Source organism: Methylotenera sp. (genome assembly GCF_030653755.1).
Classification (GTDB): domain Bacteria; phylum Pseudomonadota; class Gammaproteobacteria; order Burkholderiales; family Methylophilaceae; genus Methylotenera.
The window spans coordinates 24848-47782 of the sequence record NZ_JAURYU010000027.1 but is presented as its reverse complement, the minus strand read 5'-3'; the positions used below and the strand labels follow the sequence as shown (position 1 = coordinate 47782).

Annotated in this window: 21 protein-coding genes; 11 read left to right on the top strand and 10 right to left on the bottom strand. The window is 41.8% G+C overall.

Annotated features, from left to right (window positions below; genetic code table 11):
* Window positions 1–1233: a beta-ketoacyl-ACP synthase I gene (fabB, locus tag Q7U33_RS05280; RefSeq protein ID WP_304858562.1), complete on the top strand. Its 1233-nt coding sequence runs from the start codon at window positions 1–3 to the stop codon at window positions 1231–1233.
* Window positions 1234–1275: 42 nt separating this feature from the next.
* Window positions 1276–1827 carry a DUF1439 domain-containing protein gene (locus Q7U33_RS05275; RefSeq protein WP_304858561.1) on the top strand — a complete coding sequence of 184 codons (552 nt, stop codon included), beginning with the start codon at window positions 1276–1278 and terminating at the stop codon, window positions 1825–1827.
* Window positions 1828–2099: 272 nt separating this feature from the next.
* On the opposite strand, the gene Q7U33_RS05270 is transcribed toward Q7U33_RS05275, so the two are convergent.
* Window positions 2100–2612 (bottom strand): hypothetical protein, encoded by a 513-nt coding sequence (locus Q7U33_RS05270; protein ID WP_304858560.1) that lies wholly within the window; start codon window positions 2610–2612, stop codon window positions 2100–2102.
* A gap of 274 nt (window positions 2613–2886) precedes the next feature.
* Here Q7U33_RS05270 and Q7U33_RS05265 point away from each other — a divergent pair, with 274 nt between their 5' ends.
* The 3 genes from Q7U33_RS05265 to Q7U33_RS05255 are packed head-to-tail and all read left to right on the top strand — an operon-like array spanning window position 2887 to window position 5791.
* A complete protein-coding gene (locus Q7U33_RS05265; protein WP_304858559.1) occupies window positions 2887–3147 on the top strand; it encodes a hypothetical protein in 261 nt (86 codons plus the stop codon).
* Window positions 3148–3158: 11 nt separating this feature from the next.
* A complete protein-coding gene (locus Q7U33_RS05260) occupies window positions 3159–3647 on the top strand; it encodes a hemerythrin domain-containing protein (protein ID WP_304858558.1) in 489 nt (162 codons plus the stop codon).
* Between the two features lie 56 nt (window positions 3648–3703).
* On the top strand, window positions 3704–5791 hold the full coding sequence (locus tag Q7U33_RS05255; protein WP_304858557.1) for a catalase: 2088 nt from the start codon (window positions 3704–3706) through the stop codon (window positions 5789–5791).
* Between the two features lie 227 nt (window positions 5792–6018).
* On the opposite strand, the gene Q7U33_RS05250 is transcribed toward Q7U33_RS05255, so the two are convergent.
* Entirely contained in the window at window positions 6019–6387 is a 369-nt protein-coding gene (locus Q7U33_RS05250) for an Mth938-like domain-containing protein (protein ID WP_304858556.1), read from the bottom strand.
* Window positions 6388–6494: 107 nt separating this feature from the next.
* Between Q7U33_RS05250 and Q7U33_RS05245 the strand changes: the two genes are divergently transcribed.
* From Q7U33_RS05245 to Q7U33_RS05230, 4 genes are all read left to right on the top strand, one after another.
* Window positions 6495–7742: a pyridoxal phosphate-dependent aminotransferase gene (locus Q7U33_RS05245; protein ID WP_304858555.1), complete on the top strand. Its 1248-nt coding sequence runs from the start codon at window positions 6495–6497 to the stop codon at window positions 7740–7742.
* Window positions 7739–9049 carry a homoserine dehydrogenase gene (locus Q7U33_RS05240; protein ID WP_304858554.1) on the top strand — a complete coding sequence of 437 codons (1311 nt, stop codon included), beginning with the start codon at window positions 7739–7741 and terminating at the stop codon, window positions 9047–9049. Before Q7U33_RS05245 ends, Q7U33_RS05240 begins: the two co-directional genes overlap by 4 nt.
* Before the next feature lie 54 nt (window positions 9050–9103).
* Window positions 9104–10531 (top strand): threonine synthase, encoded by a 1428-nt coding sequence (gene thrC / locus Q7U33_RS05235; RefSeq protein WP_304858553.1) that lies wholly within the window; start codon window positions 9104–9106, stop codon window positions 10529–10531.
* Window positions 10532–10616: 85 nt separating this feature from the next.
* A complete protein-coding gene (locus Q7U33_RS05230) occupies window positions 10617–11438 on the top strand; it encodes a thymidylate synthase (protein WP_304858552.1) in 822 nt (273 codons plus the stop codon).
* Window positions 11439–11548: 110 nt separating this feature from the next.
* On the opposite strand, the gene Q7U33_RS05225 is transcribed toward Q7U33_RS05230, so the two are convergent.
* The 4 genes from Q7U33_RS05225 to Q7U33_RS05210 form a co-directional block, all read right to left on the bottom strand.
* Window positions 11549–11929, bottom strand: coding sequence for an EF-hand domain-containing protein (locus tag Q7U33_RS05225; RefSeq protein ID WP_304858551.1), 381 nt, complete (start codon window positions 11927–11929; stop codon window positions 11549–11551).
* A gap of 239 nt (window positions 11930–12168) precedes the next feature.
* On the bottom strand, window positions 12169–13530 hold the full coding sequence (locus Q7U33_RS05220; RefSeq protein ID WP_304858550.1) for a sigma 54-interacting transcriptional regulator: 1362 nt from the start codon (window positions 13528–13530) through the stop codon (window positions 12169–12171).
* 2 nt (window positions 13531–13532) lie between these two features.
* Window positions 13533–14123: a hypothetical protein gene (locus tag Q7U33_RS05215; RefSeq protein WP_304858549.1), complete on the bottom strand. Its 591-nt coding sequence runs from the start codon at window positions 14121–14123 to the stop codon at window positions 13533–13535.
* Complete coding sequence (locus tag Q7U33_RS05210; RefSeq protein ID WP_304858548.1) at window positions 14120–15553, bottom strand: ATP-binding protein; 1434 nt, start codon at window positions 15551–15553, stop codon at window positions 14120–14122. The genes Q7U33_RS05215 and Q7U33_RS05210 overlap by 4 nt, the downstream gene beginning before the upstream one ends.
* A gap of 48 nt (window positions 15554–15601) precedes the next feature.
* Here Q7U33_RS05210 and Q7U33_RS05205 point away from each other — a divergent pair, with 48 nt between their 5' ends.
* The gene (locus tag Q7U33_RS05205) at window positions 15602–16084 is read left to right on the top strand and encodes a dihydrofolate reductase (RefSeq protein ID WP_304858547.1); all 483 of its coding nucleotides are present in this window, start codon (window positions 15602–15604) and stop codon (window positions 16082–16084) included.
* 15 nt (window positions 16085–16099) lie between these two features.
* Here the strand turns inward: Q7U33_RS05205 and Q7U33_RS05200 are convergent, their stop codons facing one another.
* The 3 genes from Q7U33_RS05200 to zwf all read right to left on the bottom strand — a co-directional run bounded on the left by Q7U33_RS05200 (window position 16100) and on the right by zwf (window position 20735).
* Entirely contained in the window at window positions 16100–18340 is a 2241-nt protein-coding gene (locus Q7U33_RS05200) for an arginine/lysine/ornithine decarboxylase (protein WP_304858546.1), read from the bottom strand.
* A gap of 159 nt (window positions 18341–18499) precedes the next feature.
* On the bottom strand, window positions 18500–19075 hold the full coding sequence (dcd, locus tag Q7U33_RS05195; protein WP_304858545.1) for a dCTP deaminase: 576 nt from the start codon (window positions 19073–19075) through the stop codon (window positions 18500–18502).
* A gap of 154 nt (window positions 19076–19229) precedes the next feature.
* Window positions 19230–20735 carry a glucose-6-phosphate dehydrogenase gene (gene zwf, locus Q7U33_RS05190; RefSeq protein ID WP_304858544.1) on the bottom strand — a complete coding sequence of 502 codons (1506 nt, stop codon included), beginning with the start codon at window positions 20733–20735 and terminating at the stop codon, window positions 19230–19232.
* Between the two features lie 155 nt (window positions 20736–20890).
* Here zwf and pgl point away from each other — a divergent pair, with 155 nt between their 5' ends.
* Entirely contained in the window at window positions 20891–21613 is a 723-nt protein-coding gene (pgl, locus tag Q7U33_RS05185) for a 6-phosphogluconolactonase (RefSeq protein ID WP_304858543.1), read from the top strand.
* Between the two features lie 108 nt (window positions 21614–21721).
* On the opposite strand, the gene apbC is transcribed toward pgl, so the two are convergent.
* Window positions 21722–22810: an iron-sulfur cluster carrier protein ApbC gene (gene apbC / locus Q7U33_RS05180; protein ID WP_304858542.1), complete on the bottom strand. Its 1089-nt coding sequence runs from the start codon at window positions 22808–22810 to the stop codon at window positions 21722–21724.
* Window positions 22811–22935 lie beyond the last annotated feature (125 nt).

Genomic DNA, 22935 nt, shown 5'->3' with positions numbered 1-22935 from the left:
ATGCGTCGTGTCGTTATTACAGGGTTTGGAATTGTTTCTAGCTTAGGCAACAACAAAGCTGAAGTGTTGGCGAGCCTAAAATCTGGCCAGTCAGGGATTACTTATCAACCAGAATACGCTGCTATGGGCTTGCGCTCACACGTAGCTGGATCTATCAAGAATCTGAAAGTTGAAGAACTAATAGATCGTAAATTGATGCGTTTTATGGCCAAAGGCCATGCTTACGCATGGCTTGCGATGCAAGAAGCGATTGCGGATTCACAGTTGCCTGAAGAGATGGTATCTAATGTACGCACTGGGTTAATCGTTGGTGCAGGTGGTGCATCGCATGAAAGTATTTTAGAAGGTGTCGATACGCTTCGTGAAAAAGGCGTGCGCCGCGTAGGCCCATACATGGTGACAAAAGCGATGGCGAGCGGAGTATCAGCATGTCTTGCTACAGGTGCAAAAATCAAGGGTATTAACTACGGCATTAGCTCAGCTTGTTCCACCAGTGCACATTGTATCGGCGCAGGTGTAGAGCAAATTCAATTAGGTAAGCAAGATATTATTTTTGCAGGTGGTGCGGAAGAAGAGCATTGGACATTGTCGTTTATGTTCGATGCTATGGGTGCATTAAGCAGCAAATATAATGATACGCCTGATAAAGCATCTCGCACTTATGATGCTGACCGTGATGGCTTTGTGATTTCTGGCGGTGGCGGTATTGTCGTGTTAGAAGAGTACGAACATGCTAAAGCACGTGGCGCAAAAATCTATGCAGAAGTCGTAGGCTATGGCGCTACTTCTGATGGTTATGACATGGTTGCCCCAAGTGGTGAAGGTGCTATACGTTGTATGCGCTTAGCCCTAGAAGGCGTAGATGCAAAAATTGATTACATCAATACGCACGGTACAAGTACACCAGTGGGTGATGTGAAAGAGCTAGAAGCGATTCGTGAAGTATTTGGTGCAAATGGTTTAAACCAAAACCCTGCCATTGCCTCCACTAAATCGTTATCAGGTCACGCCTTGGGCGCAGCTGGTGTGAATGAAGCAATTTACACCTTGCTGATGATGGAAAACAACTTTATTGCGGCTTCAGCCAATATCGAAACTTTAGACCCTGCAGCAGAGGGTTTGAATATCGTTCGTACTGCAATAGAAAACGTTAAAATTGAAACAGCACTATCTAATAGTTTCGGTTTTGGTGGCACGAATGCCACTTTGACGCTATCAACAAAAAATCTGTAATTAACACATAGTGATTTTTGTAGTCATTACAGGTGCGGAAATATGAAGATTAAAACTAAATTCTTAAGCCTCATATTTCCGATTATTTTCATCTTATTTGGCTGTGCTGGTTTTTCAAATAAAACCGTCTATATCTCCGAGCAACAAATTCAAACCAAGCTGAATGAAAAGCTGGTGATTCCCTTATCTTTACTCAAAGTCTTCGATCTTAGTTTAAGTAATGCAAATGTTAAGTTTGACCATGCGACAGGTAGGATGCATACAAAATTTGATACGCAGTTAATGAATCAATTAACTGGCAAAGCAATGGCAGGGAAGCTAGCAGTATCGGGTAACTTGCAGTTAGATACTGTCAGCAATTCAGTGATTCTGAACGATGCAGAGGTCGATGATTTTGTGATTGATGGCGTAGAGCCAAAGTATGCAGATGCAATGACTGGTCTGGTTAAAATGCTTGGCAGTCAGCTACTGAATGGCCTTAATCTTTATACGGTCAAAGCTGATTCACTTAAGGTTGGTACAACACAATATTACCCAAAAGAGATGAAAGTAAATAACCGTGGCTTGGTGGTGACATTAAGTCCACATCAGTAACGTTGCCGTGTAATACAGTTGTTTAGTAGTCATTTAATACTTGTTGTAATACAATAAAGTCACAGTTCTCCCAGTCAGTTTCCAAATACTTATCGGTAACCCAACTGATCTTTGCTTAGATTAAGCTAGGTGGCATTGTGCGATAGGTAGATGATGTTTAAATTTAGCCGAAAACTGTTGTATAACTTAAGACTGCACAGTTGATGATATCAATTGTGCAGCCAGATAAAAGCCTTCAAAGAGCTATTTAGACTAATAGCACTTTTGAATAGTTAAGCATTTACTTGGTTTTCATTATTGACTCGCCAGTCGTTTTCAAATCGACGTTGATCATCGTCGGATTTAGATTTCACACCAATTAATATACCGCCATCATTAATACCTTGCTCATATTCTTTTAAACGATCTTCAGGGATGCCCCATCCAATCAATGCACCAACAATACCTGCCGTAACACCTCCAGCTCCTGCACCAGCAACAGCAGCTGCAACTGGACCCGCAATCACTAATCCTAACCCAGGTAAAACTAATGTGGTACCTACAGCTGCAATAGCTGCAGCAATTGCGCCAACTGTACCACCAACCGCGCCACCGATTGCAGCACCTTCAGCAGTTTTATTTCCTACTTCCGTCTCTAAAGTTGTATCTTTCCCATAATATTTACGGCGTGTTTCTTCAGACATGACAACATCAATTTCATCAGCGTTATAACCTGATTCTGTGAGCGATTTATAAGCATTTTCAGCACTATCTTGATCTTTAAATAAACCTGTGATTAAACTCATTTTATTTCCTTTTTATACAATATGTTTTTAATTACAAATGATGAATAAACAAACTAATTATTAAATTTATTCTAGTTTGTCGAGAAAAGAGTAAGTTTTTTCAAATGCACGGTCGGTACGTTAACGCACTAATTACCATATCAATCTATAAGTCTTTTTACAAAGCAAGTAATACACATAAATTAGATTAATTTAGTTCTATGTACGCCATCAAACGGAACCCCACAGTGAACAGTGCAATAGTCAGTACTTAATAAAACTGTGGAATATCAACATGGCGCTCTCCAATTTATCAAATACAGCTAATCTATCTAATACCGCCAATTTATCTAACGAAGAAGAATTCAGTCGTGTAAATGTTTTTCCACATACCGACTACCACTCTGCACAAGCAAATATCAGCGCCGTATCATGGGCTGCAATATTGGCAGGAGCCTCTGCTATAGCTGCTTTGTCACTTATTCTATTGTTACTAGGTTCTGGGCTAGGATTGTCATCCGTTTCACCTTGGGCTCACAAAGTGGTTACTGAATAGGAAAATACAACATGACAACTCTATTTAACAAAACAACTAAATCTGCTACTCCATATAAATCGCAAGATGCGACTACATTGCTACGTGCTGATCATAAATTAGTCAGTGGCTTGTTTGAAGATTATGAAAAGGCATCAACAAAGGCCATGAAGAAAAAGCTTGTAAGAAAAATATGTATGGAACTTAGCGTGCATGCACAAGTAGAAGAAGAAATCTTTTACCCAGCAGTTAAACAAGCACTGAAAGATAATGAGTTAGTGCCAGAAGCCACAGTGGAGCATGCAACTTTAAAGTCACTTATTGCGCAAGTTGATGGATTTGAGCCAGATGGCGAGATGTTAGACGCAAAAATAAAAGTACTTCAAGAGTATGTGAAACATCACGTGAAAGAGGAGCAAGACGAAATGTTTCCGAAAGCCAAGGCGACCAAACTGGACATGCTTGAATTGGGTGACATGATGACTGCACGTAAACTGGAATTGATTGCTGATAGAAGCTGATATCTGACTCTAGCTTTGATGAGTAAGTAAATTAATGATCACTTAGGAAATAGCATATGAACAACGACAAGTTTATAAAGTGTAAAGATGATGCGCAATACAACAAAAAAACTCAAGTTGGCCAGGGCGGAGAGCTGCATCAAATTGCACATGGAGACGATGCCTCGCTGACGACTAATCAGGGGGTGCCAATCTCTGATAACCAAAATTCTCTGAAATCTAACCCGCTCGGGCCAGTGTTGCTGGAAGACTTTATACTTCGAGAAAAAATTACGCATTTTGACCATGAACGTATTCCTGAGCGAATTGTTCATGCGCGTGGTACTGGGGTGCATGGCTATTTTGAATTGACGCATTCACTAGAGCAATACACAACGGCCAAAATACTCACCGAAGTTAGCGAACAAACTCCATTATTTACGCGTATATCAACTGTTGCTGGTGGGTCAGGCTCCGTGGATACACCACGAGATGTGCGTGGCTTTGCTACCAAGTTTTACACTAAAGAAGGCAATTGGGACTTGGTCGGCAACAACGTTCCAGTATTCTTTATTCAGGATGCCATTAAGTTTCCTGATCTTGTGCATGCCATCAAAATGGAGCCTGATCGTGGTTTTCCACAATCAGCGACTGCCCATGATACTTTTTGGGATTTTATTTCACTAACGCCAGAGTCTATGCATATGGTGATGTGGATTATGTCAGACCGCACAATTCCACGCTCACTTCGCATGATTGAAGGCTTTGGTGTACATAGCTTCCGACTAATCAATGAAAATGGTCACTCAACTTTTGTAAAGTTTCATTGGCGTCCTAAGCTCGGCTTACAATCCATGATATGGGATGAAGCCGTCAAAACTGCGGGAGCTGATCCAGATTTCATGCGTCGTGAACTGTTTGAGGCAATTGAGGCAGGAGATTATCCAGAATGGGATTTAGCCGTGCAACTATTTACGGCTGAAGAGGCTGATAAATTTCCATTTGATCACCTAGATGCGACCAAGCTGATTCCAGAAGAGCTCGTTCCATTGCAAGTGATTGGCCGTATGGTACTTAATCGCTGGCCTAATAATTTCTTTGCAGAAACCGAGCAGGTGGCTTTTTGCCCTTCTCACGTGGTGCCTGGTATTGATTTCTCCAACGACCCATTGTTACAAGGCCGCTTATTTTCCTATTTAGACACACAACTATCACGTTTGGGGTCACCTAATTTCCATCAGATTCCAATTAACGCGCCAAAATGTCCATTTGCAAATCATCAGCGCGATGGGCAAATGCAGATGCAGCAGCCAATTGGCAGAGTTTCTTACGAACCTAATTCATTATCAGAAGCTCCTCCACATGAGACCCCTAAAGGATTTCACAGTGCAGCTGTCATTGATGGTGGGGTAAAGGGTCGCATACGAATGGATAGCTTTGCTGACCATTATAGTCAGGCAAGACAATTTTTCATTAGCCAAACTAGCTATGAAGAAGCGCATATCGCCTCAGCCTTGATATTTGAATTATCTAAAGTAGAGCATTTGCATATTAGAGAGGCAATGGTTAGCCATTTACGACATATTTCAGAAGAGCTCGCCAGTAAAGTTTCTGATGGATTAGGTTTGCAAAAGATACCAGATGCTTATGAGTCAGCATCAATCGTACAGGAAATGCCCGCCTCGCCCGCCTTACAAATTATTGGAAAAATGAAAGGTATATTGTTAGGCCGCTCAATAGGAATTTTGATTGCTGATGGATCAAATATTGACGCTATCAATGCGCTTAAAAAAGCAGTGATCGATGCTGGCGCAAGTGTGAAAATCGTCTCTCCCAAAATTGGTGGTGCCAAGCTCAGCGATGGCTCAATGATTAAAGTCGATGGTCAGCTTGCTGGTACTCCATCCGTACTATTTGACGCTGTTGCCATTATTCTTTCTAGTGAAGCCGCAAAGGAATTGTCTATGGAAGCTGCCGCAATCGACTTTATTCGTGATGCATTTGGACATTTAAAAGCAATAGCAATTGATAATGGAGGCGTTACGCTACTAAAAACTGCCAATCTCAGAGAGGATTCAGGTGTAATCGATGCCTTAGAAGTAGAGGCGTTTATTGCCGCTGCAAAAACGCGTCAATGGGAAAGAGAGAGTGCTGTTCGAGCATAGTCATGAAAGTATATTGACTAAATATTTTCTTGTTTGAAAAATTGAACACATCAATAATCGCGGATTAGTTTTGCTAAATAATGTATTAAATCGTGATGTGTTAAAACGCTATGTATTAAAACTCATCGTCTATTTTATTACGTTGTGAGTCGTTCTTAATTTGCGATGCTTTGCGGATTTAGACTTAAAGTAAATCTAGAGATTAAGTGATAAGACACCTGATATGATTAAAGTATCAGCGCTGCAGCGACAGTCCTGCCTTCGCTCATCAATATATTATAGGTGCGGCAAGCTGCAGCTGTAGTCATGCATTCAAGAGCAATGCCATTTTCAGTCAGTATTTGGTAGTTTTTAGGGTGTAAAAACAAATGCGTTCCCCCTGTTCCTAGCAGCACGACCTCTGGTTTTAATTTGATTATTTCTTGAAAATGATCATTATTCAAAGCGTTCACATTTTCTGCATTCCAATCAAGAATAACAGCCTCTGGCATGACGATTAGGTTTTGTGCATATCGTTGTTTGTTGATTTCGATATAACTTTCGCTGTAAGCGGTAATCAAGTTGTTATTTTCAGCGGTGGTTAAATGTAGTTTCATTGTCTAATTTGCCTTTAATCTCTAGGGCTTAATTGAATCAAAGCCTCATTCTAATGTAAACTAATGCCTTTCACTAATAAGCTTTTTTAAGCGCGAATTTACGCATTATGCAGCCTTTACATAAATCTAATAAACTTAACAATGTCTGTTATGACATTCGTGGCCCTGTACTTGAGCGCGCGCGGCAGATGGAGGAAGAAGGCCATCATATTATTAAGCTTAATATTGGTAATCCTGCCGCTTTTGGGTTTGAAGTGCCTGAAGAGATTCAGCAAGATGTGATTCGCAATATGGGTAAGGCGGGTGGCTATACCGATAGTAAAGGACTGTTCGAGCCGCGAAAATCGATCATGCATTACTCACAAAGTAAGCACATTAAGGGCGTGACCGTTGACGATATCTTTATTGGCAATGGCGTATCTGAATTAATTGTGATGTCGATGCAGGGGTTGTTGAATAATGGTGACCAAATTTTGGTACCAATGCCAGATTATCCTTTATGGACGGCTGCGGTTACGTTGGCAGGCGGTACTGCACGTCACTATTTGTGTGATGAAGAGTCAGGCTGGATGCCGAATCTTAAAGATATAGAGTCAAAAATCACAGCCAATACGCGCGGCATTGTTGTGATTAATCCCAATAATCCTACTGGTGCGCTTTACCCACGTGAGGTTTTAGAGGGGATTGTAGACATTGCGCGCCATCATGGTTTGGTGATTTTTGCAGACGAGATTTACGATAAAGTTTTATACGATGGTAACGAGCATACGTCGATTGCATCACTTGCCGATGACGTGTTGTTTGTCACGTTTAATGGCTTGTCAAAAAACTATCGTACTTGTGGTTATCGCGCAGGTTGGATGATTTTAAGTGGTGAGAAAAAGTATGCAAAAGACTACATTGAAGGTCTAAATATGCTGGCCTCAATGCGCTTATGTGCCAATGTACCAGGTCAGTTGGCCATTCAAACCGCATTAGGTGGTTATCAAAGTATTGAAGATTTAGTCGCGCCAGAAGGGCGCTTGTGTAAGCAGCGTGATATTGCGTACGAGATGCTCACAGCAATTCCTGGCGTGACTTGCACTAAGCCACAGGCTGCGATGTACCTATTTCCAAGGTTGGACCCAAAAGTTTATCCAATTGAAGATGACCAGAAATTTATACTGGATTTATTGTTAGAAGAAAAAGTGTTATTAGTCCAAGGCACTGGATTTAATTGGAAAACGCCAGATCATTTCCGTGTTGTATTTTTACCAAATGTGGATGATTTAACTGAGGCGATTAAACGTATTGCTAGGTTCTTAGAAAGTTATAGAAAAAAGCATGAATCAAAATTAGATGGAGCAAAAGCTTGAAACAGTTAAATGTTGGAATATTGGGCTTAGGCACAGTAGGCGGTGGTACCTATACAGTTTTAAAACGCAATGCGACTGAAATTACGCGTCGTACTGGTGTAGAAATTAATGTTGTACAAGTGGCAGATAGAAATTTAGCCCATGCAAAAGCATTGGCTACTGACACTGATGTCACGGATGATGCATTTGCTGTGGTAAACAATCCAGCTGTGGATGTAGTGGTAGAGTTAATTGGTGGTTACACTTTAAGCCGTGAACTTGTGTTAAAAGCGATTGCTAATAAAAAGCATGTAGTCACTGCGAATAAAGCACTGATTGCCTTGCACGGTAATGAGATTTTTGCAGCGGCAAAAGCAAATAATGTCATCGTGGCTTTTGAGGCTGCGGTTGCTGGCGGTATCCCTATTATTAAAGCCTTGCGTGAAGGCCTTGGTGCTAACCGCATTGAATGGGTGGCTGGCATTATCAATGGCACGACTAACTTTATTCTGACGGAAATGCGCGAAAAAGGCCTGAACTTTGCCGATGTGTTAGGTGAAGCACAGCGTTTAGGCTATGCCGAAGCTGACCCGACTTTTGACGTAGAAGGCATTGATGCTGCGCATAAATTGACCATTATGTCTGCGATTGCTTTTGGCATGCCAATGAAGTTTGAGCAAGCTTACACTGAGGGCATTACCAAATTAGAGCAGGTAGATATTAAGTACGCTGAAGAGCTAGGCTACCGTGTGAAGTTGCTTGGCATTACTAAGCGCACTGATAACGGGGTTGAGTTGCGTGTGCATCCAACTTTAATTCCAGAGAAACGCTTGGTGGCTAATGTCAATGGTGCGATGAACGCCGTAGTAGTGAAGGGCGATGCAGTTGGCCCAACACTTTATTACGGTGCGGGTGCGGGTGCAGAACCTACAGCCAGTGCTGTCGTGGCTGACTTAATGGATGTTGCACGTTTGATTGATGCAACTGACGCGCAGCGCGTACCTTACTTAGCTTTCCAACCAGAGCAGGTGCAGGATTTAGCGATTTTACCAATCGACGATGTACAAAGTGCTTATTATTTACGTTTGCGCGCAAGTGACAAACCTGGCGTACTTGCCGATGTGACGAAGATTTTGGGTGATCGTAGTATTTCCATTGATGCAATGCTACAAAAAGAGCCTGACGAAAACGAAACGGAAGCAGATATCGTGATTTTGACGCATATCACTGTTGAGAAAAATATGAATGCAGCAATTGCCGCTATCGAAGCACTTGATGCGATTACGTCTAAAGTAGTGCGTATTCGTATGGAAGAACTTGCAAAATAATGACTAAGCCGTGATTCCATCACAAGCTGAAATCACGGACGTATGAGAGATTAAATGAAATACATATCAACACGTGGGCAATCGCCTGCATTAAGTTTTAGCCAAATTTTATTGGGTGGTTTAGCACCAGATGGCGGTTTATATCTGCCAGAGAGCTATCCACAATTCACAGATGCTGATTTATCTGCCATGCGCAGCATGAAATATGCTGATTTGGCGTTTGCAATTTTGTCGCGTTTTGTCGATGATATTCCTGCCTCTGATTTAAAAGCGATTATCGATAAGACTTACCGTGCTGACGTGTATGCTTTTACCCGTGCTGGTCAGGATGCTAAAGACATTACGCCAACTCTAAAGCTGGAAGAAAACCTATATTTGCTCAGTCTTTCTAATGGGCCCACTTTAGCGTTTAAAGACATGGCAATGCAGTTGTTAGGTAACCTGTTTGAGTATGTGTTAACTAAAGAAGGTAAGACCACCAATATTTTAGGTGCGACGTCTGGTGACACAGGTTCAGCAGCTGAATATGCGATGCGCGGTAAAAAAGGGATTCGTGTATTTATGTTATCCCCACATAAAAAAATGAGCCGCTTTCAAACGGCACAGATGTTCAGCTTGCAAGATGACAATATTTTCAATATTGCCGTAAATGGTGTGTTTGATGATTGCCAAGATATGGTGAAAGCCGTGTCTAATGATGCGGAATTTAAAGCACAGTATAAAATTGGTGCAGTTAATTCCATCAACTGGGGCCGTATCGTCGCACAGGTCGTTTACTACTTTAAAGGTTACTTTGCTGTGACTGAGCATAATAGCCAAAAAGTTAGCTTCTCTGTGCCATCAGGTAATTTTGGTAATGTGTGTGCTGGCCATATTGCGCGTATGATGGGCTTGCCAATTGATAAGCTTGTGGTTGCAACCAACGAGAACGATGTGCTGGATGAGTTCTTTAAAACAGGCGTGTATAGCCCGCGCGGTTCAGCTAAAACCTATCATACTTCGAGCCCATCAATGGATATCAGTAAGGCCTCTAATTTTGAGCGCTTTGTGTTCGACCTAGTGGGTCGTGATAGTGATAAAACACGTGCGCTTTGGAGCAACGTGGATAGCGGTAATAGCTTTGACTTAAATGCCGATGGCTATTTTGCAAAAATCGCTGATTATGGTTTTGTGTCTGGGAGCAGCAATCATGAAAATCGTATGCAAACAATACGCGAGGCTAAAGCCAAATATGATGTAGTGATTGATACACACACCGCCGATGGTCTCAAGGTTGCGTTAGCGTATTTAGAGCAAGACACACCAATGCTTGTATTAGAAACTGCTTTACCCGCTAAATTTGGAGACGCTATTGTAGAAGCGTTAGGACAAGCCCCAGAGCGTCCTGCTGTATTAAATGGCATTGAGTCATTGCCTCAGAAGTTTACTGTGATGGAGGCAAGCGCAGATGACATTAAGGCCTTTATTGTCAATAACACTTAATTAAACCGTCTAATTAGTCATAATAGCTGGACATAAGAGTTTAAATTGGAGCAGACATGGCGATCGTTTGGATGATAAGTTAAAAATGAAACAATACATCGACTTAGTACAGCATGTACTTCAGCATGGCAATAAAAAAGAAGATCGTACTGGTACGGGCACGGTTTCTGTATTTGGTTACCAAATGCGCTTTAACTTGGCTGAGGGCTTTCCGCTACTTACCACTAAAAAAGTACATCTAAAATCGATTATTCATGAGCTATTATGGTTTTTGCAGGGCAGCACTAACATTGCTTATTTAAAAGAGCATAATGTACGCATATGGGACGAGTGGGCTGATGAAAATGGCAACTTAGGCCCTGTGTATGGTTATCAATGGCGCAATTGGCCTAAGCCTGATGGCTCACATATTGACCAGATTACGCAGGTGGTGAATGCCATTAAAAATAATCCAGACTCGCGTCGGTTGATTGTTTCAGCGTGGAACGTTGCTGATGTTGATCAAATGAAACTACCGCCTTGTCATGCTTTTTTCCAGTTTTATGTGGCGCCAGCCTCGCCTGACGAGGCTGATCAAAGATCAAAGCTATCGTGCCAGCTCTATCAGCGCAGTGCCGATATCTTCCTTGGCGTGCCGTTTAATATTGCTTCCTACGCATTGCTCACCATGATGGTGGCACAGGTATGTGATCTTCAATTGGGTGATTTTGTACATACGCTCGGTGATGCGCATATTTACTCAAACCATATGGATCAAGTAAATGAGCAGCTCCAACGTGATCTGCGTTCCTTGCCAACGATGCGTATTAACCCAGATGTAAAAGATATCTTCGGTTTTAAATTTGAAGACTTTACATTAGAAGGATATGACCCGCACCCTGCAATTAAGGGGCAGGTGGCAGTTTAAGCTTTGTAGAACAATATAAAAATGAGGTCGCACTGTATGTTCCGCTATATACAGTGCGACCTCAAAGCTTGTAACACTAGGGGGCGTGTTACAAGTTACAGCACATACATTCAGTTTGAAGAAGATGTTGATGGCAGTGATGTGCTAAAGGCAATGTATTCATCTATAGAGATTGCACCATCACGATTGACATCTACTGCATCAAAGTTGCTAGATAATGTTTTATCTTTAACCGCCTCTTTGGAAGTTAATTTTCCATCTTGATTCATATCTAGTTTCTTGAAAGTAACATCTGCAGGTTTTGCTGGAGACTCTGCACCTATTGCAGCGGGTGTTCTATTTTCTGCAACGATATTGGTGTCGTCACCCACAGCGCTTTTTAATGCAGCTTTGTTATCAGCAAATGCCGTCATGCTTAAACTGGAAAGTAGCAATGCCGCTAAGATGCTGCTTGAGATTGGGTGAGTGATTACGTTTGAATTGAATTTCATGTTTAACTCCTGATATGCAAATAAAAAAGTTACTGCCCTATTCTATTAGCGAATAGCGTGCCAACTTTATTTAATCAATAAAATCAGTATGTTATTGAGATTGTTTGTAAAAGCTTGATTTGAGATTGTCGCTTTTACGGGACAGTAAAATTGGGCTTAGCTTTAATACCTTGAATTTGTTGAGTAAATATTGTTGTTAATGAGCGACACTAAATTGTATATGACTTAACACTTTGATTTCATTGATCTTCTAATGTTTTTTTGAAGGCGCTAGCTTGAATATGATGCCGCTCTAGTAGTCGATAGAACTCGGTACGGTTACGTTGTGCGAGCTTGGCTGCTTGGGTGACATTGCCTTGAGCTGTTTTTAACAAGGTGACCAGATATTGATGTTCAAATTGTCGACGAGCTATTTCAAAGGGCACGATCGAGTTTTCTGTATCTTGCAAGGCTTTTTGCACTAAGCTTGCGGTAATAATGTGGGTGGTTGCTAACACTATCGTTTGTTCTATGATGTTCTGCAATTGCCTTACATTGCCTGGCCATGGTGCCGAGATTAATATTTCCAGCGCTTCTGGGGCAAAGCCGTGTAGGGATTTTTTATATTTTTGATTAAACAAATGCAAAAAATGATTAGCCAATAAGCTAATATCTTCACGACGATTAGCTAAAGAGGGAATCTCTAAACTGACTACGTTGATGCGGTAAAACAGATCTTCGCGAAAACGACCTTCGCTCATCTCAAGCGTTAGGTTGCGGTGAGTGGCAGAAATTAAACGTATATCAATATTGATGTTGTTGGTGCTACCAACTGGGCGTATTACACGCTCTTGTAGAGCACGTAGTACTTTTACTTGCAGATTTAACGGCATATCGCCAATTTCATCTAAAAATAGCGTGCCTCCTTCTGCACTTTGAAATAGACCAACATGGTTATTTACTGCGCCAGTAAAAGCACCTTTGCTGTGTCCAAACAACTCTGATTCGAGAAGGTTCTCAGGGATTGCCCCACAGTTGATTGCTATAAATGGTTTTGTATGACGTTGGCTACTCTGATGAATGGCCCGCGCTAACAACTCTTTACCCGACCCGCTTTCACCTTGAATAAAAACACTGGCATCTGTATTGGCAACCATTTTGGCTTGTGTGAGCAGACTTTCCATAATTGGGCTGCGGGTAAGTATGTCGGCACGCCAAGCGCCATCTTGTTCAGTCGCATTATCTTGATGGGATCCACTTAAATGTAATGCGGACGCTACTTGTTGTAATAACGCTTGGCTATCAAATGGTTTGGTTAAAAAGCTAAAGGCGCCTTGCTGTGTTGCGCGGACAGCATCAGGAATAGATCCATGTGCAGTGAGTAATATGACGGGTAGGGTAGGGTGAGAGCGTTGGATTGCATCTAGCAAAGCCATACCATCCATCGCAGGCATGCGCAAATCACTAATGACAAGGTCAGGGCGCTGCAATGCAATGGCACACATTGCTTCAGCACCATTATTGGCTAAATGTGTGTGATAGCCAGCAGCGCTTAGGCGCATGCTAATGAGCTTTAAAATATCCTTGTCATCATCCACGATGAGTATATTAGGTTTAGGCATACTCATGGCTTATTGGCTGGTTTAACATCACGTTCGTTCATGGTTTTTTCTATGTTTTTTAAGTCGTTAAGTTTTTGCTCTAGGGTGTCATATTTTTGTTGTAAATTGTCATATTTAGTTTGTGCGGTTTCGAGTTTTTTGGCTTCGTCTCGATTTTTTTGCATCTGTTTAGTACTGTCTAAAGTGTATTCGTACAGCAAGTTGACTAATGCATACTCCGTCGAGTGCAGGTTATTTTCTTGTAAAATGTTTTGCAGCAATAATTGTGCCTTATTGATATCTCGCATGCGGCTAGAGGGGAGTGAAAGCATCATAGCCAGTTTGATACGCTGGAATGAATCGCTTTTATTTTCTATGAGTGCTTCATTTGTATCAGCGTATATACTCTTTTGATCGTCTGCTGTGAGTGAGGTGTAACTGTCATAAAATTGAATGAGCGTAACTACATTTTCACGCTGCACTTCGTCTTGTTGAGTGATATTAATTGTTTCATCTTGTTTAACGCCACTTTTGCTACTGAGTAAGTGTTTATCTGCACAAGCATTTAACAGGCTTAGGCAGATAAGCAAAACATATATATTGCTTTTAGTCATTTAAGTTCCAATTGGGGCATGTTGATGATGAAGTGTGCACCTTGTGTAGATGGAAGAAGTGCAATGTAACCACCATGGGCCTCTACAAGATCTTTTGCAATGGTTAAGCCTAAGCCACTTCCGCTAATCAGACTTTTGTGTAATGTGTCGCCACGGTAGAATGGATCAAATAATTTATCCTGGTCTATTTTAGAGAAGCCAGGGCCATTGTCTGAAATCTCGATGCACCATTTATTTTTATCTTGATGTGTGGAGACTGTGATTTTTCCGTTAGCTGGTGTGAACTTGATAGCGTTAGAGATTAAATTATCTAAAATAATGGCAAGTTTCTCATCATCAGCAACGACTCCATCTACTTGGTAATCAGTTTGAATCTGTAGTTTGTTATTCTGTATGCTAAGCGCGTGGATATTAAGTGCTTTATTAATCGTATTGGATAACTCTAGATGGCTCAACTTTAATTTGAATTGCGTAGTCTCAATGCGTGTGTAATTGAGTAAGTTCTCAATCATTTTTTGTAGCCTAATGCTATTGTCACGCAAAATACTAATGATTTCTGATTGTTGGGTTGAAAGCGAGCCACCAATGCCGTCATGTAATAACTCGGTACCTTCTCTGATGGCGGTCAGCGGTGTTTTTAGCTCGTGTGAAACGTGCCTTAAAAATTGTTGTTTCTGCTGATTTAATTCTTTAAGCTCGGTACGTAACCAGTCAAGGCGCTGCCCCAAAATACGTAAGTCACCTGGCCCATCAATGATAATGGGCACATCATACTGGCCTGTGCCAAGATGCCTAATTGCTGCATCCATACGACGTATAGGCACAGCAAGTAAATAGGTAATGCTTGCAGCAATGAGTAGCGCTAATGGAATTAACACCAAGCTTTGTAGAAATAATTTTCTTTGTGTGGCTTGTGCATTCAGTGCTAGTTGCTTGGACGCGGCATCAATAGTAGTGTTGTTTTCTTCGATAATCACTTCAATTTGTTTATCGAGTTGACTAAAGTAATTAAGAAACTCTATTTCGGTTGCATGTGATTGTCTGGCATTGTTAATGGATAAATTTAATTGTGAAATTTGATTGCTCAATAAATTTAGATTTGTCTTTTGCGGCGCGTGAGGTGCTAATTGTTTTAGCTGAGTTAAAGCTTCATTAAATTTAATATTAGCTTTGTTGTAATTGCTAAATAATGCATCATCGTGCAGTACAAAATATTGGCGGCTACTTCGCTCCATTAGATGTAACTGCTCTTGTAATATGCGACCTGCACGTGTCCCTTCTACAGCATTGAAAATGGTGATTTGACTTTGTTTTGACAGGCTATCGAAGGCGATGTTTGCATTCACAAATACCCATATAAGCGGCACAATTGCAAAGGAAAAGCCAACCAGCAATAGCTTTAAAAATGAACTTGGGTAACGAAAACGCATAGATTTTCTCTAAGAGTTTCTCTTGTAAACATACAGTATAATAGTCTTATGAATTCATTATCAATTATTGTTGCTACAGCTAATAATGATGTCATCGGTGTGAATAACACTTTGCCTTGGCATTTACCTGAAGATCTTAAACGTTTTCGTGCGTTAACGACTGGTCACCATATTATTATGGGACGTAAAACTTACGAATCACTAGGGCGTTTACTACCAAACCGCACCACAGTGATAGTGACGCGTAATAAAGATTACAAAATTGAAGGTGCACTGACTGCAAATTCATTAGAGGCCGCAATAGCACTATGCGAAGGTGACGCAGAACCGTTTTTAATTGGCGGTGCTGAACTCTATCAACACGGCTTAAAGTTGGCAACTAGGCTGTACATCACAAGGGTGCATGCGGAATTTGCTGGCGATGCATTTTTTCCTACTGTGGATTTTAATCACTGGCAATTAGTTGAAAAAAAAGACCACCTCTCAGGAGGTGGTCTTGAATATAGCGATTTGATTTACGACCGTAAGTAGCTTTTATTTTAGCTATTATTGTTCTACGCAGTCCACGTAGTAAATTGCCTTACCATCTTCCACTTTTTTAACTAGGCCATGCACGTCAGTTTCAAAACCAGGGAAACGCTCGTTAAATTCGCGTGCGAACTTGAGGTAATTCACAATAATTCCATTGAATTGCTCACCTGGAATCAATAACGGAATACCTGGTGGGTAAGGTGTTAACAATACCGCAGTAATCCGACCTTCAAGCTCCTCAATCGGCACACGGTCAATTTTACGATGCGCCATTTTTGCGAAAGCATCAGTTGGCTTCATTGCGGGCACCATGTCTGAAAGGTACATTTCAGTGGTGAGGCGTGCCACATCGTTAGCTTTGTATACACCATGAATTTGTGCACATAGGTCACGCAAGCCCATACGTTCATAACGTGGGTGTTTTTGAACGAATTCAGGTAGTACCTTCCACAAAGGCTGGTTTTTGTCGTAATCGTCTTTAAACTGCTGTAGTGCGGCTACCATGGTGTTCCAGCGGCCTTTAGTAATGCCGATAGTGAACATGATAAAGAATGAATACAAACCAGTTTTTTCAACAATCACACCATGCTCAGCAAGGTATTTAGTAACGATGGCAGCTGGGATGCCAAATTCATCGGAGAAATCACCGTGAATATCCAGGCCTGGTGTGATGATGGTAGCTTTAATAGGATCTAGCATGTTAAAGCCTTCTGCTAGGTTACCAAAACCATGCCAGCTTTCATTGGCTTTTAGCATCCATGCATCGCGCTCTTCGATACCTTCTTCTGAAAGGTCGTTTGGACCCCAAACCTTAAACCACCAATCAGTACCCCATTCTTCATCCACTTTACGCATTGCACGGCGGAAATCTAATGCTTCCATAATAGATTCTTCTACCAATGCTGTGCCGCCTGGCGCTTCCATCATGGCTGCTGCCACGTCAATACTCGCTACGATAGAGTATTGCGGGCTGGTAGAGGTGTGCATGAGGTATGCTTCGTTGAATACGTCACGGTCTAGTTGGTTGTTTTCCGCATCTTGCACCAGAATTTGCGAGGCTTGAGATAAGCCTGCTAGCAGTTTGTGGGTTGATTGCGTTGAAAAGACCATAGACTCTTTACAGCGAGGGCGGTCTGCACCAATCGCGTGGTAGTCACCATAGAAGTCATGGAAAGTAGCGTGTGGTAACCAAGCTTCATCAAAGTGCAGGGTGTCAATTTTTCCATCCAGCATTTCCTTGATTTCTTCTACGTTGTATAACACACCGTCATAGGTTGATTGCGTGATAGTGAGTACACGCGGCTTCACAGTTTTGTCGGTTGCAAATGGGTTGCGGTCAATTTTCTTCTGGATGTTTTCCCAAGAAAATTCGCTTTTTGGAATTGGGCCGATAATGCCGAAATGGTTACGCGTAGGCATCAGGAATACTGGTATTGCACCTGTCATAATAATAGAGTGCAATACGGATTTGTGACAGTTACGATCTACCACCACCACATCACCAGGCGCTACAGTAGAGTTCCACACCATTTTGTTGGAGGTAGAGGTACCGTTAGTCACAAAGTACAAGTGGTCGCAATTGTAAATACGCGCTGCATTACGCTCAGAAGCCGCTACTGGGCCAGTATGATCCAATAACTGACCTAGTTCATCTACGGCATTACATACGTCAGCGCGCAGCATATTCTCGCCAAAAAACTGATGGAACATTTGTCCAACGGGTGATTTTAAAAAAGCTACACCACCTGAATGGCCAGGGCAGTGCCATGAGTAAGAGCCATCAGCCGCATAATGGGTAAGTGCTTTGAAGAATGGTGGCGGCAGGCTTTCTAAATAGGCTTTTGCTTCACGGATAATTAAACGCGCAACAAACTCAGGTGTATCTTCATTCATATGAATGAAACCATGTAATTCGCGTAATACATCGTTAGGGATGTGGCGTGAAGTGCGTGTTTCACCGTGTAAGAAAATTGGAATTTCTTCGTTACGGTGGCGAATTTCAGCAACAAATTTACGCAATTGCTCGATTGCTTCAGGTTTTTCTTCGATGAACTCTTCATCGTCAATCGATAAAATGAAGGCTGATGCGCGGCTTTGTTGTTGTGCAAATGAAGTGAGGTCGCCATAGCTAGTAACACCAAGTACTTCGGTGCCTTCTTCTTCGATGGCTTTAGCAAGCACACGAATACCTAAACCTGATGAGTTCTCTGAGCGGAAGTCTTCATCGATGATGATGACAGGGAAGCGAAATTTCATTCAAATGCCTTTAAATTTTATAGTGAGCGCGGTTCTTCGTATTGTGAAGTCCGCTTACTCTTAATCTATCTTTATCACATGCTTAGCTTAATGACTTACTTAGGTTAGCAGTTTCTCGCCAGTTCTGTGAAATCCAATCACTAATAGTCCGTGGTCATGTTAGATTTTTGGTAAAGTCACACCGACTTGGCCTTGGTACTTACCGCCACGGTCTTTGTAGCTAGTTTCACAAATGTCATCTTCATCTGCTTCAAAGAACAGCACTTGTGCACATCCCTCATTTGCGTAAATTTTAGCTGGTAACGGTGTTGTGTTACTGAACTCTAATGTGACATAGCCTTCCCACTCAGGTTCAAATGGGGTGACATTTACAATAATGCCGCAACGAGCATAAGTGGACTTGCCTAAGCAAATAGTGAGCACATTACGCGGGATGCGGAAGTATTCCACAGTACGTGCCAGTGCAAATGAGTTCGGAGGAATAATGCAGTAGTCTGCATTAACTTCAACAAATGAGTTGGGATCGAAATTTTTGGGATCCACAATCGTGCTGTTAAGGTTGGTAAACAGCTTAAATTCTTTTGAGCAACGAATGTCGTAGCCATAGCTAGAAGTACCATAAGATACCATGCGTTCGCCCGCCGCATTTACTTTAACTTGATTAGGCTCAAACGGCTCTATCATGCCGTGTTGTTCTGCCATGCGGCGAATCCATTTGTCTGATTTAATGCTCATAAGTATTTAAATTTTAGAGGTTTAAAGTGAATCGAATTATAAGGCCTAATGGCTGATTATGATAAGTTTTTATAGGGTTTAGGCGCAAAAAAACCTCACAGCAAGTTACTAAGCTGTGAGGTGCTTTTGGAGGCTTTTACTACAAGCTGATTTCTTAGTGTTTGTCGCCACCTAATTCAATACTATAGCGCCAGAACTGATCTTCAGATTCAAAAATTACGCTAGATTCTTGAGGATCACGGCTACCAGCTGGATATTGATGTACAGGTGATTTATCTGCCATCCAAGCTTTTACCACAGGATCAACTAAACGCCATTGTGCTTCAACCTCACTGATATGTAGGTAAAGTGATGGGTCACCTTCCATCAAATTAAGCATTAAAGATTCGTAAGAGTCGATAGTTTCATCACCTTGTTGACGTTGTGGGCCATCAATGCTGAGTGTGCGCGTTGCAACGTCCAAACCTGGAATCTTAGATTCGATTTCCATTTTGATGCATTCACGTGGCTGAATATTCAGTGTTAACCAGTTTTGATGTTGGCCTTCTACCAATTGCATCGGTGCTTTTTTGAAGCGGATAGAAATTGCAGTGTTGCCTTCATGCATGCGTTTAGCAGTGCGCACGTAGAAAGGCACACCTCTCCAACGTGGGTTATCGATGAATAGTTTTAGCGCCGCATAAGTTTCTGTTACGCTTTCTGTTACGCCATCACGTGCTAACTCTTCCAAGTAACCAGTTACTTTTTCACCATGGCCATCACCAGCTTCTACGCGGCCGGCTTTGTATTGGGCACGGAAGGCATGTTTGTTAAGCTCATTGACTGGAATCGGGCGAATAGACTCTAGCAACTTAATTTTCTCAGCACGAATGCTCGTTGGGCTAAGGTCTGCTGGTTTTTCCATCGCAACAAGCGCCAAGGTTTGTAGTAAGTGGCTTTGCACCATATCGCGTAGTGCGCCAGTTGCATCATAGAATGTTGTACGGTCGCCAACGCCTAATGTTTCGTTGTTGGTGATTTGTACGTGGTCAATGTGTTCATTGTTCCATAGCGGCTCGAACATTGCGTTAGCAAAGCGTGTTAGCATCACATTTTGCAATGCAGATTTACCTAAGTAATGGTCAATACGGTAGATTTGACTCTCTTTTAGGTATTTAGTAAGTTCAGCTTGCAATGCTTGTGCGCTTGGTAAATCTGTACCAAATGGTTTCTCAATCAACACACGGCGCCAGTATTTGCTTTCATCCACTAAACCAACTTCTGAAAGTTGCGCAACAATTGTTGCAAAGTCAGTAGGGCGTACTGATAAGAAATAAGCTAAGTTTTGTGGGAATACTGATTCATCTGATAGTTTTGCTTGTAGCTTTTTAAACGCATCAGGGTCTGTAGGTGGGTTTGAATGGTAGTGGTTACGTGCGATAAAGCGTTCAAACACTTTTTGATCGTAACCGTTTTTGAATTTGGCATCTAACATACCCTTAACATCGGCTTGCCATGCTTCGCGACTTACTTCACCACGGCCAACTGAAAGAATCACCATGTGCTCAGGTAAGCGACCAGCTGCATCTAGGCGAAACAAACCAGGCATGAGTTTGATGCGAGATAAGTTACCGCTCGCGCCAAAAAGCACCAAGGTACAAGGATCTATTTTTTTTGCCATTATTTCAAACTTTCTTAATAGGTTTTTGTAAATACTGCGGCTATTTTAGATTCGCCAGATTGATTCATAATTTCGCAACTTTATGAAACACTCAGGTTAAAATAGCGCCTTTAATTGAATTAACGTAATTATACCGAAAAAGGCAGCACTGTTTTATGCAAACAACACAAACACTTGAAGTTAAATCTCTCACTTTAGCTAACAATCAACATACGCGTTGGTATCGGTTTAATTCGCAAGATGAAATCAATCAGGCGACTTTAAAACGCATCTTGCAAGCTGCTGACGAGGCGATTCAAAAGTATGGTAGTTTTTTAATTGTGCTGGCAGGTGGTAGTACACCCAAAAGTGTTTATCAATTGCTTGCTAAAGAAAACGCAGATTGGGCTAATTGGCATGTTTATCATAATGATGACCGTTGCTTGCCTGTGGACCATGTAGACCGTAATAGCAAAATGGCACGTGACGCTTGGTTGAACCATGTGGCGATTCCACAACATCAGATTCATGATATTCCAGCAGAATTAGGCAATATTGAAGGCGCAAAAGCATATGCGCAAACCTTGGCTGGTGTGCGCACTTTTGATTTGGTAATTCTGGGTTTGGGTGAAGATGGTCACACCGCTAGCTTGTTCCCAAACCAAGCTGTTGATAATAGTGCAGATGCTGTGCCTGTATTTAATTCACCAAAGCCGCCAGTAGAGCGCGTGACCATTAGCCAAAATCGCCTTGATAACACACATGGTGTGATTTTTCTGGTGACAGGCGCTGGTAAGCAAGACGCGGTGAATAACTGGTTAAATGGTGTTGCGATTCCAGCCACTTTGATTGCGCCAAGTTGTGGTGTGGATGTGTATAGTTTTGGTGTTGAATTTTAAATTAATGAATCTGAAATAATTAAAGGCCAGCTTGCTATGTTATTTGCAAGCTAGCCTTCAAGATTTAAAATACCTCAAGAAGCAACTTAAAGTATTTTGGAGGTTATGCTAGGTATTTTGGATCACAATGTTAGGGAATTTTCCGCTGTGATCTAAGCTTGAATTAGCAATCTTAATCGTAGCCTTGCGTGCAATTTCCTTATAAATATTAGCCACTTTAGAGTCAGGGTTTGCAATTACAGTTGGCTTCCCGCTATCAGCTTGCATGCGGATATTGATATCCAGTGGTAATGCGCCTAATAAATCTACGTTGTAGTCTTTTGCCATCAACTCACCACCACCCGCACCAAATATATGTTCTTCGTGACCACAGTTAGAGCAGATGTGTGTGCTCATGTTTTCAACAATGCCTAAAATAGGAATGCTGACTTTCTCAAACATTTTAAGACCTTTGCGTGCGTCCAGTAATGCGATGTCTTGAGGTGTTGTGACGATGATTGCGCCTGTGACAGGTATCTTTTGTGCTAGCGTCAGTTGAATGTCGCCAGTGCCTGGTGGTAGGTCAATCACTAGGTAATCCAAGTCACGCCATTTAGTATCACGTAACAATTGCTCTAGCGCGCCTGTCACCATTGGGCCACGCCATACCATTGGTGTGTCTGTGTCGATTAAAAATCCGATAGACATTGCTTGTATGCCGTGTGCTTCCATCGGCTCCATGCTTTTGCCGTCTGTGCTTTCTGGTCGGCCGCTGATGCCTAACATTTGCGGTTGGCTTGGGCCGTAGATATCAGCATCTAGCAAACCAACACTTGCACCTTCTGCCGCTAGCGCTAAAGCTAAGTTAACAGAGGTGGTTGATTTGCCCACGCCGCCTTTACCTGAAGCTACCGCAATAATATTTTTAACATTTGGCAGTAAGCTCACGCCTTGTTGCGCTTTATGAGCCACGATTTTGCTGCTGACATTTACGGCAACGCGGCCGATGCCCTCAATGCCTAATAGGGCTTGTGCTACAAGATTTTGTATGTCGGCCATGACAGACTTTGCTGGATAGCCAAGTACGATATCTAAACTGATATCATTGCCATCTATTTTGATATTTCTTGCTGATTTACTGCTCACAAAGTCTTTGCCAGTGTTAGGGTCTATGCATAGTTTTAAGCTGCTTTGAATGAGTAGTTCTGAAATTGCCATGTCGTAAATTCCTGATTTAATCTTGATTTAATATGGGGTAGCGCTGCAAGTTTTATAACTTGAGTAAATTAATAGGTTATTTTAACTGATTGTGGTGTTTTCTTGTATGTTTTGCATCAAACTTT

Bases quoted from the DNA above. Each gene is read 5' to 3' on its own strand.
- Q7U33_RS05230 (WP_304858552.1), top strand. From the start codon at position 10,617: ATGAAACAATACATCGACTTAGTACAGCATGTACTTCAGCATGGCAAT.
- Q7U33_RS05270 (WP_304858560.1), bottom strand. From the start codon at position 2,612: ATGAGTTTAATCACAGGTTTATTTAAAGATCAAGATAGTGCTGAAAAT.
- apbC (WP_304858542.1), bottom strand. From the start codon at position 22,810: ATGGCAATTTCAGAACTACTCATTCAAAGCAGCTTAAAACTATGCATA.
- dcd (WP_304858545.1), bottom strand. From the start codon at position 19,075: ATGAGCATTAAATCAGACAAATGGATTCGCCGCATGGCAGAACAACAC.
- fabB (WP_304858562.1), top strand. From the start codon at position 1: ATGCGTCGTGTCGTTATTACAGGGTTTGGAATTGTTTCTAGCTTAGGC.
- pgl (WP_304858543.1), top strand. From the start codon at position 20,891: ATGCAAACAACACAAACACTTGAAGTTAAATCTCTCACTTTAGCTAAC.
- Q7U33_RS05225 (WP_304858551.1), bottom strand. From the start codon at position 11,929: ATGAAATTCAATTCAAACGTAATCACTCACCCAATCTCAAGCAGCATC.
- Q7U33_RS05210 (WP_304858548.1), bottom strand. From the start codon at position 15,553: ATGCGTTTTCGTTACCCAAGTTCATTTTTAAAGCTATTGCTGGTTGGC.
- Q7U33_RS05275 (WP_304858561.1), top strand. From the start codon at position 1,276: ATGAAGATTAAAACTAAATTCTTAAGCCTCATATTTCCGATTATTTTC.
- Q7U33_RS05260 (WP_304858558.1), top strand. From the start codon at position 3,159: ATGACAACTCTATTTAACAAAACAACTAAATCTGCTACTCCATATAAA.
- Q7U33_RS05200 (WP_304858546.1), bottom strand. From the start codon at position 18,340: ATGAAATTTCGCTTCCCTGTCATCATCATCGATGAAGACTTCCGCTCA.
- Q7U33_RS05220 (WP_304858550.1), bottom strand. From the start codon at position 13,530: ATGCCTAAACCTAATATACTCATCGTGGATGATGACAAGGATATTTTA.
- Q7U33_RS05245 (WP_304858555.1), top strand. From the start codon at position 6,495: ATGCAGCCTTTACATAAATCTAATAAACTTAACAATGTCTGTTATGAC.
- Q7U33_RS05205 (WP_304858547.1), top strand. From the start codon at position 15,602: ATGAATTCATTATCAATTATTGTTGCTACAGCTAATAATGATGTCATC.
- Q7U33_RS05250 (WP_304858556.1), bottom strand. From the start codon at position 6,387: ATGAAACTACATTTAACCACCGCTGAAAATAACAACTTGATTACCGCT.
- zwf (WP_304858544.1), bottom strand. From the start codon at position 20,735: ATGGCAAAAAAAATAGATCCTTGTACCTTGGTGCTTTTTGGCGCGAGC.
- Q7U33_RS05255 (WP_304858557.1), top strand. From the start codon at position 3,704: ATGAACAACGACAAGTTTATAAAGTGTAAAGATGATGCGCAATACAAC.
- Q7U33_RS05215 (WP_304858549.1), bottom strand. From the start codon at position 14,123: ATGACTAAAAGCAATATATATGTTTTGCTTATCTGCCTAAGCCTGTTA.
- Q7U33_RS05265 (WP_304858559.1), top strand. From the start codon at position 2,887: ATGGCGCTCTCCAATTTATCAAATACAGCTAATCTATCTAATACCGCC.
- thrC (WP_304858553.1), top strand. From the start codon at position 9,104: ATGAAATACATATCAACACGTGGGCAATCGCCTGCATTAAGTTTTAGC.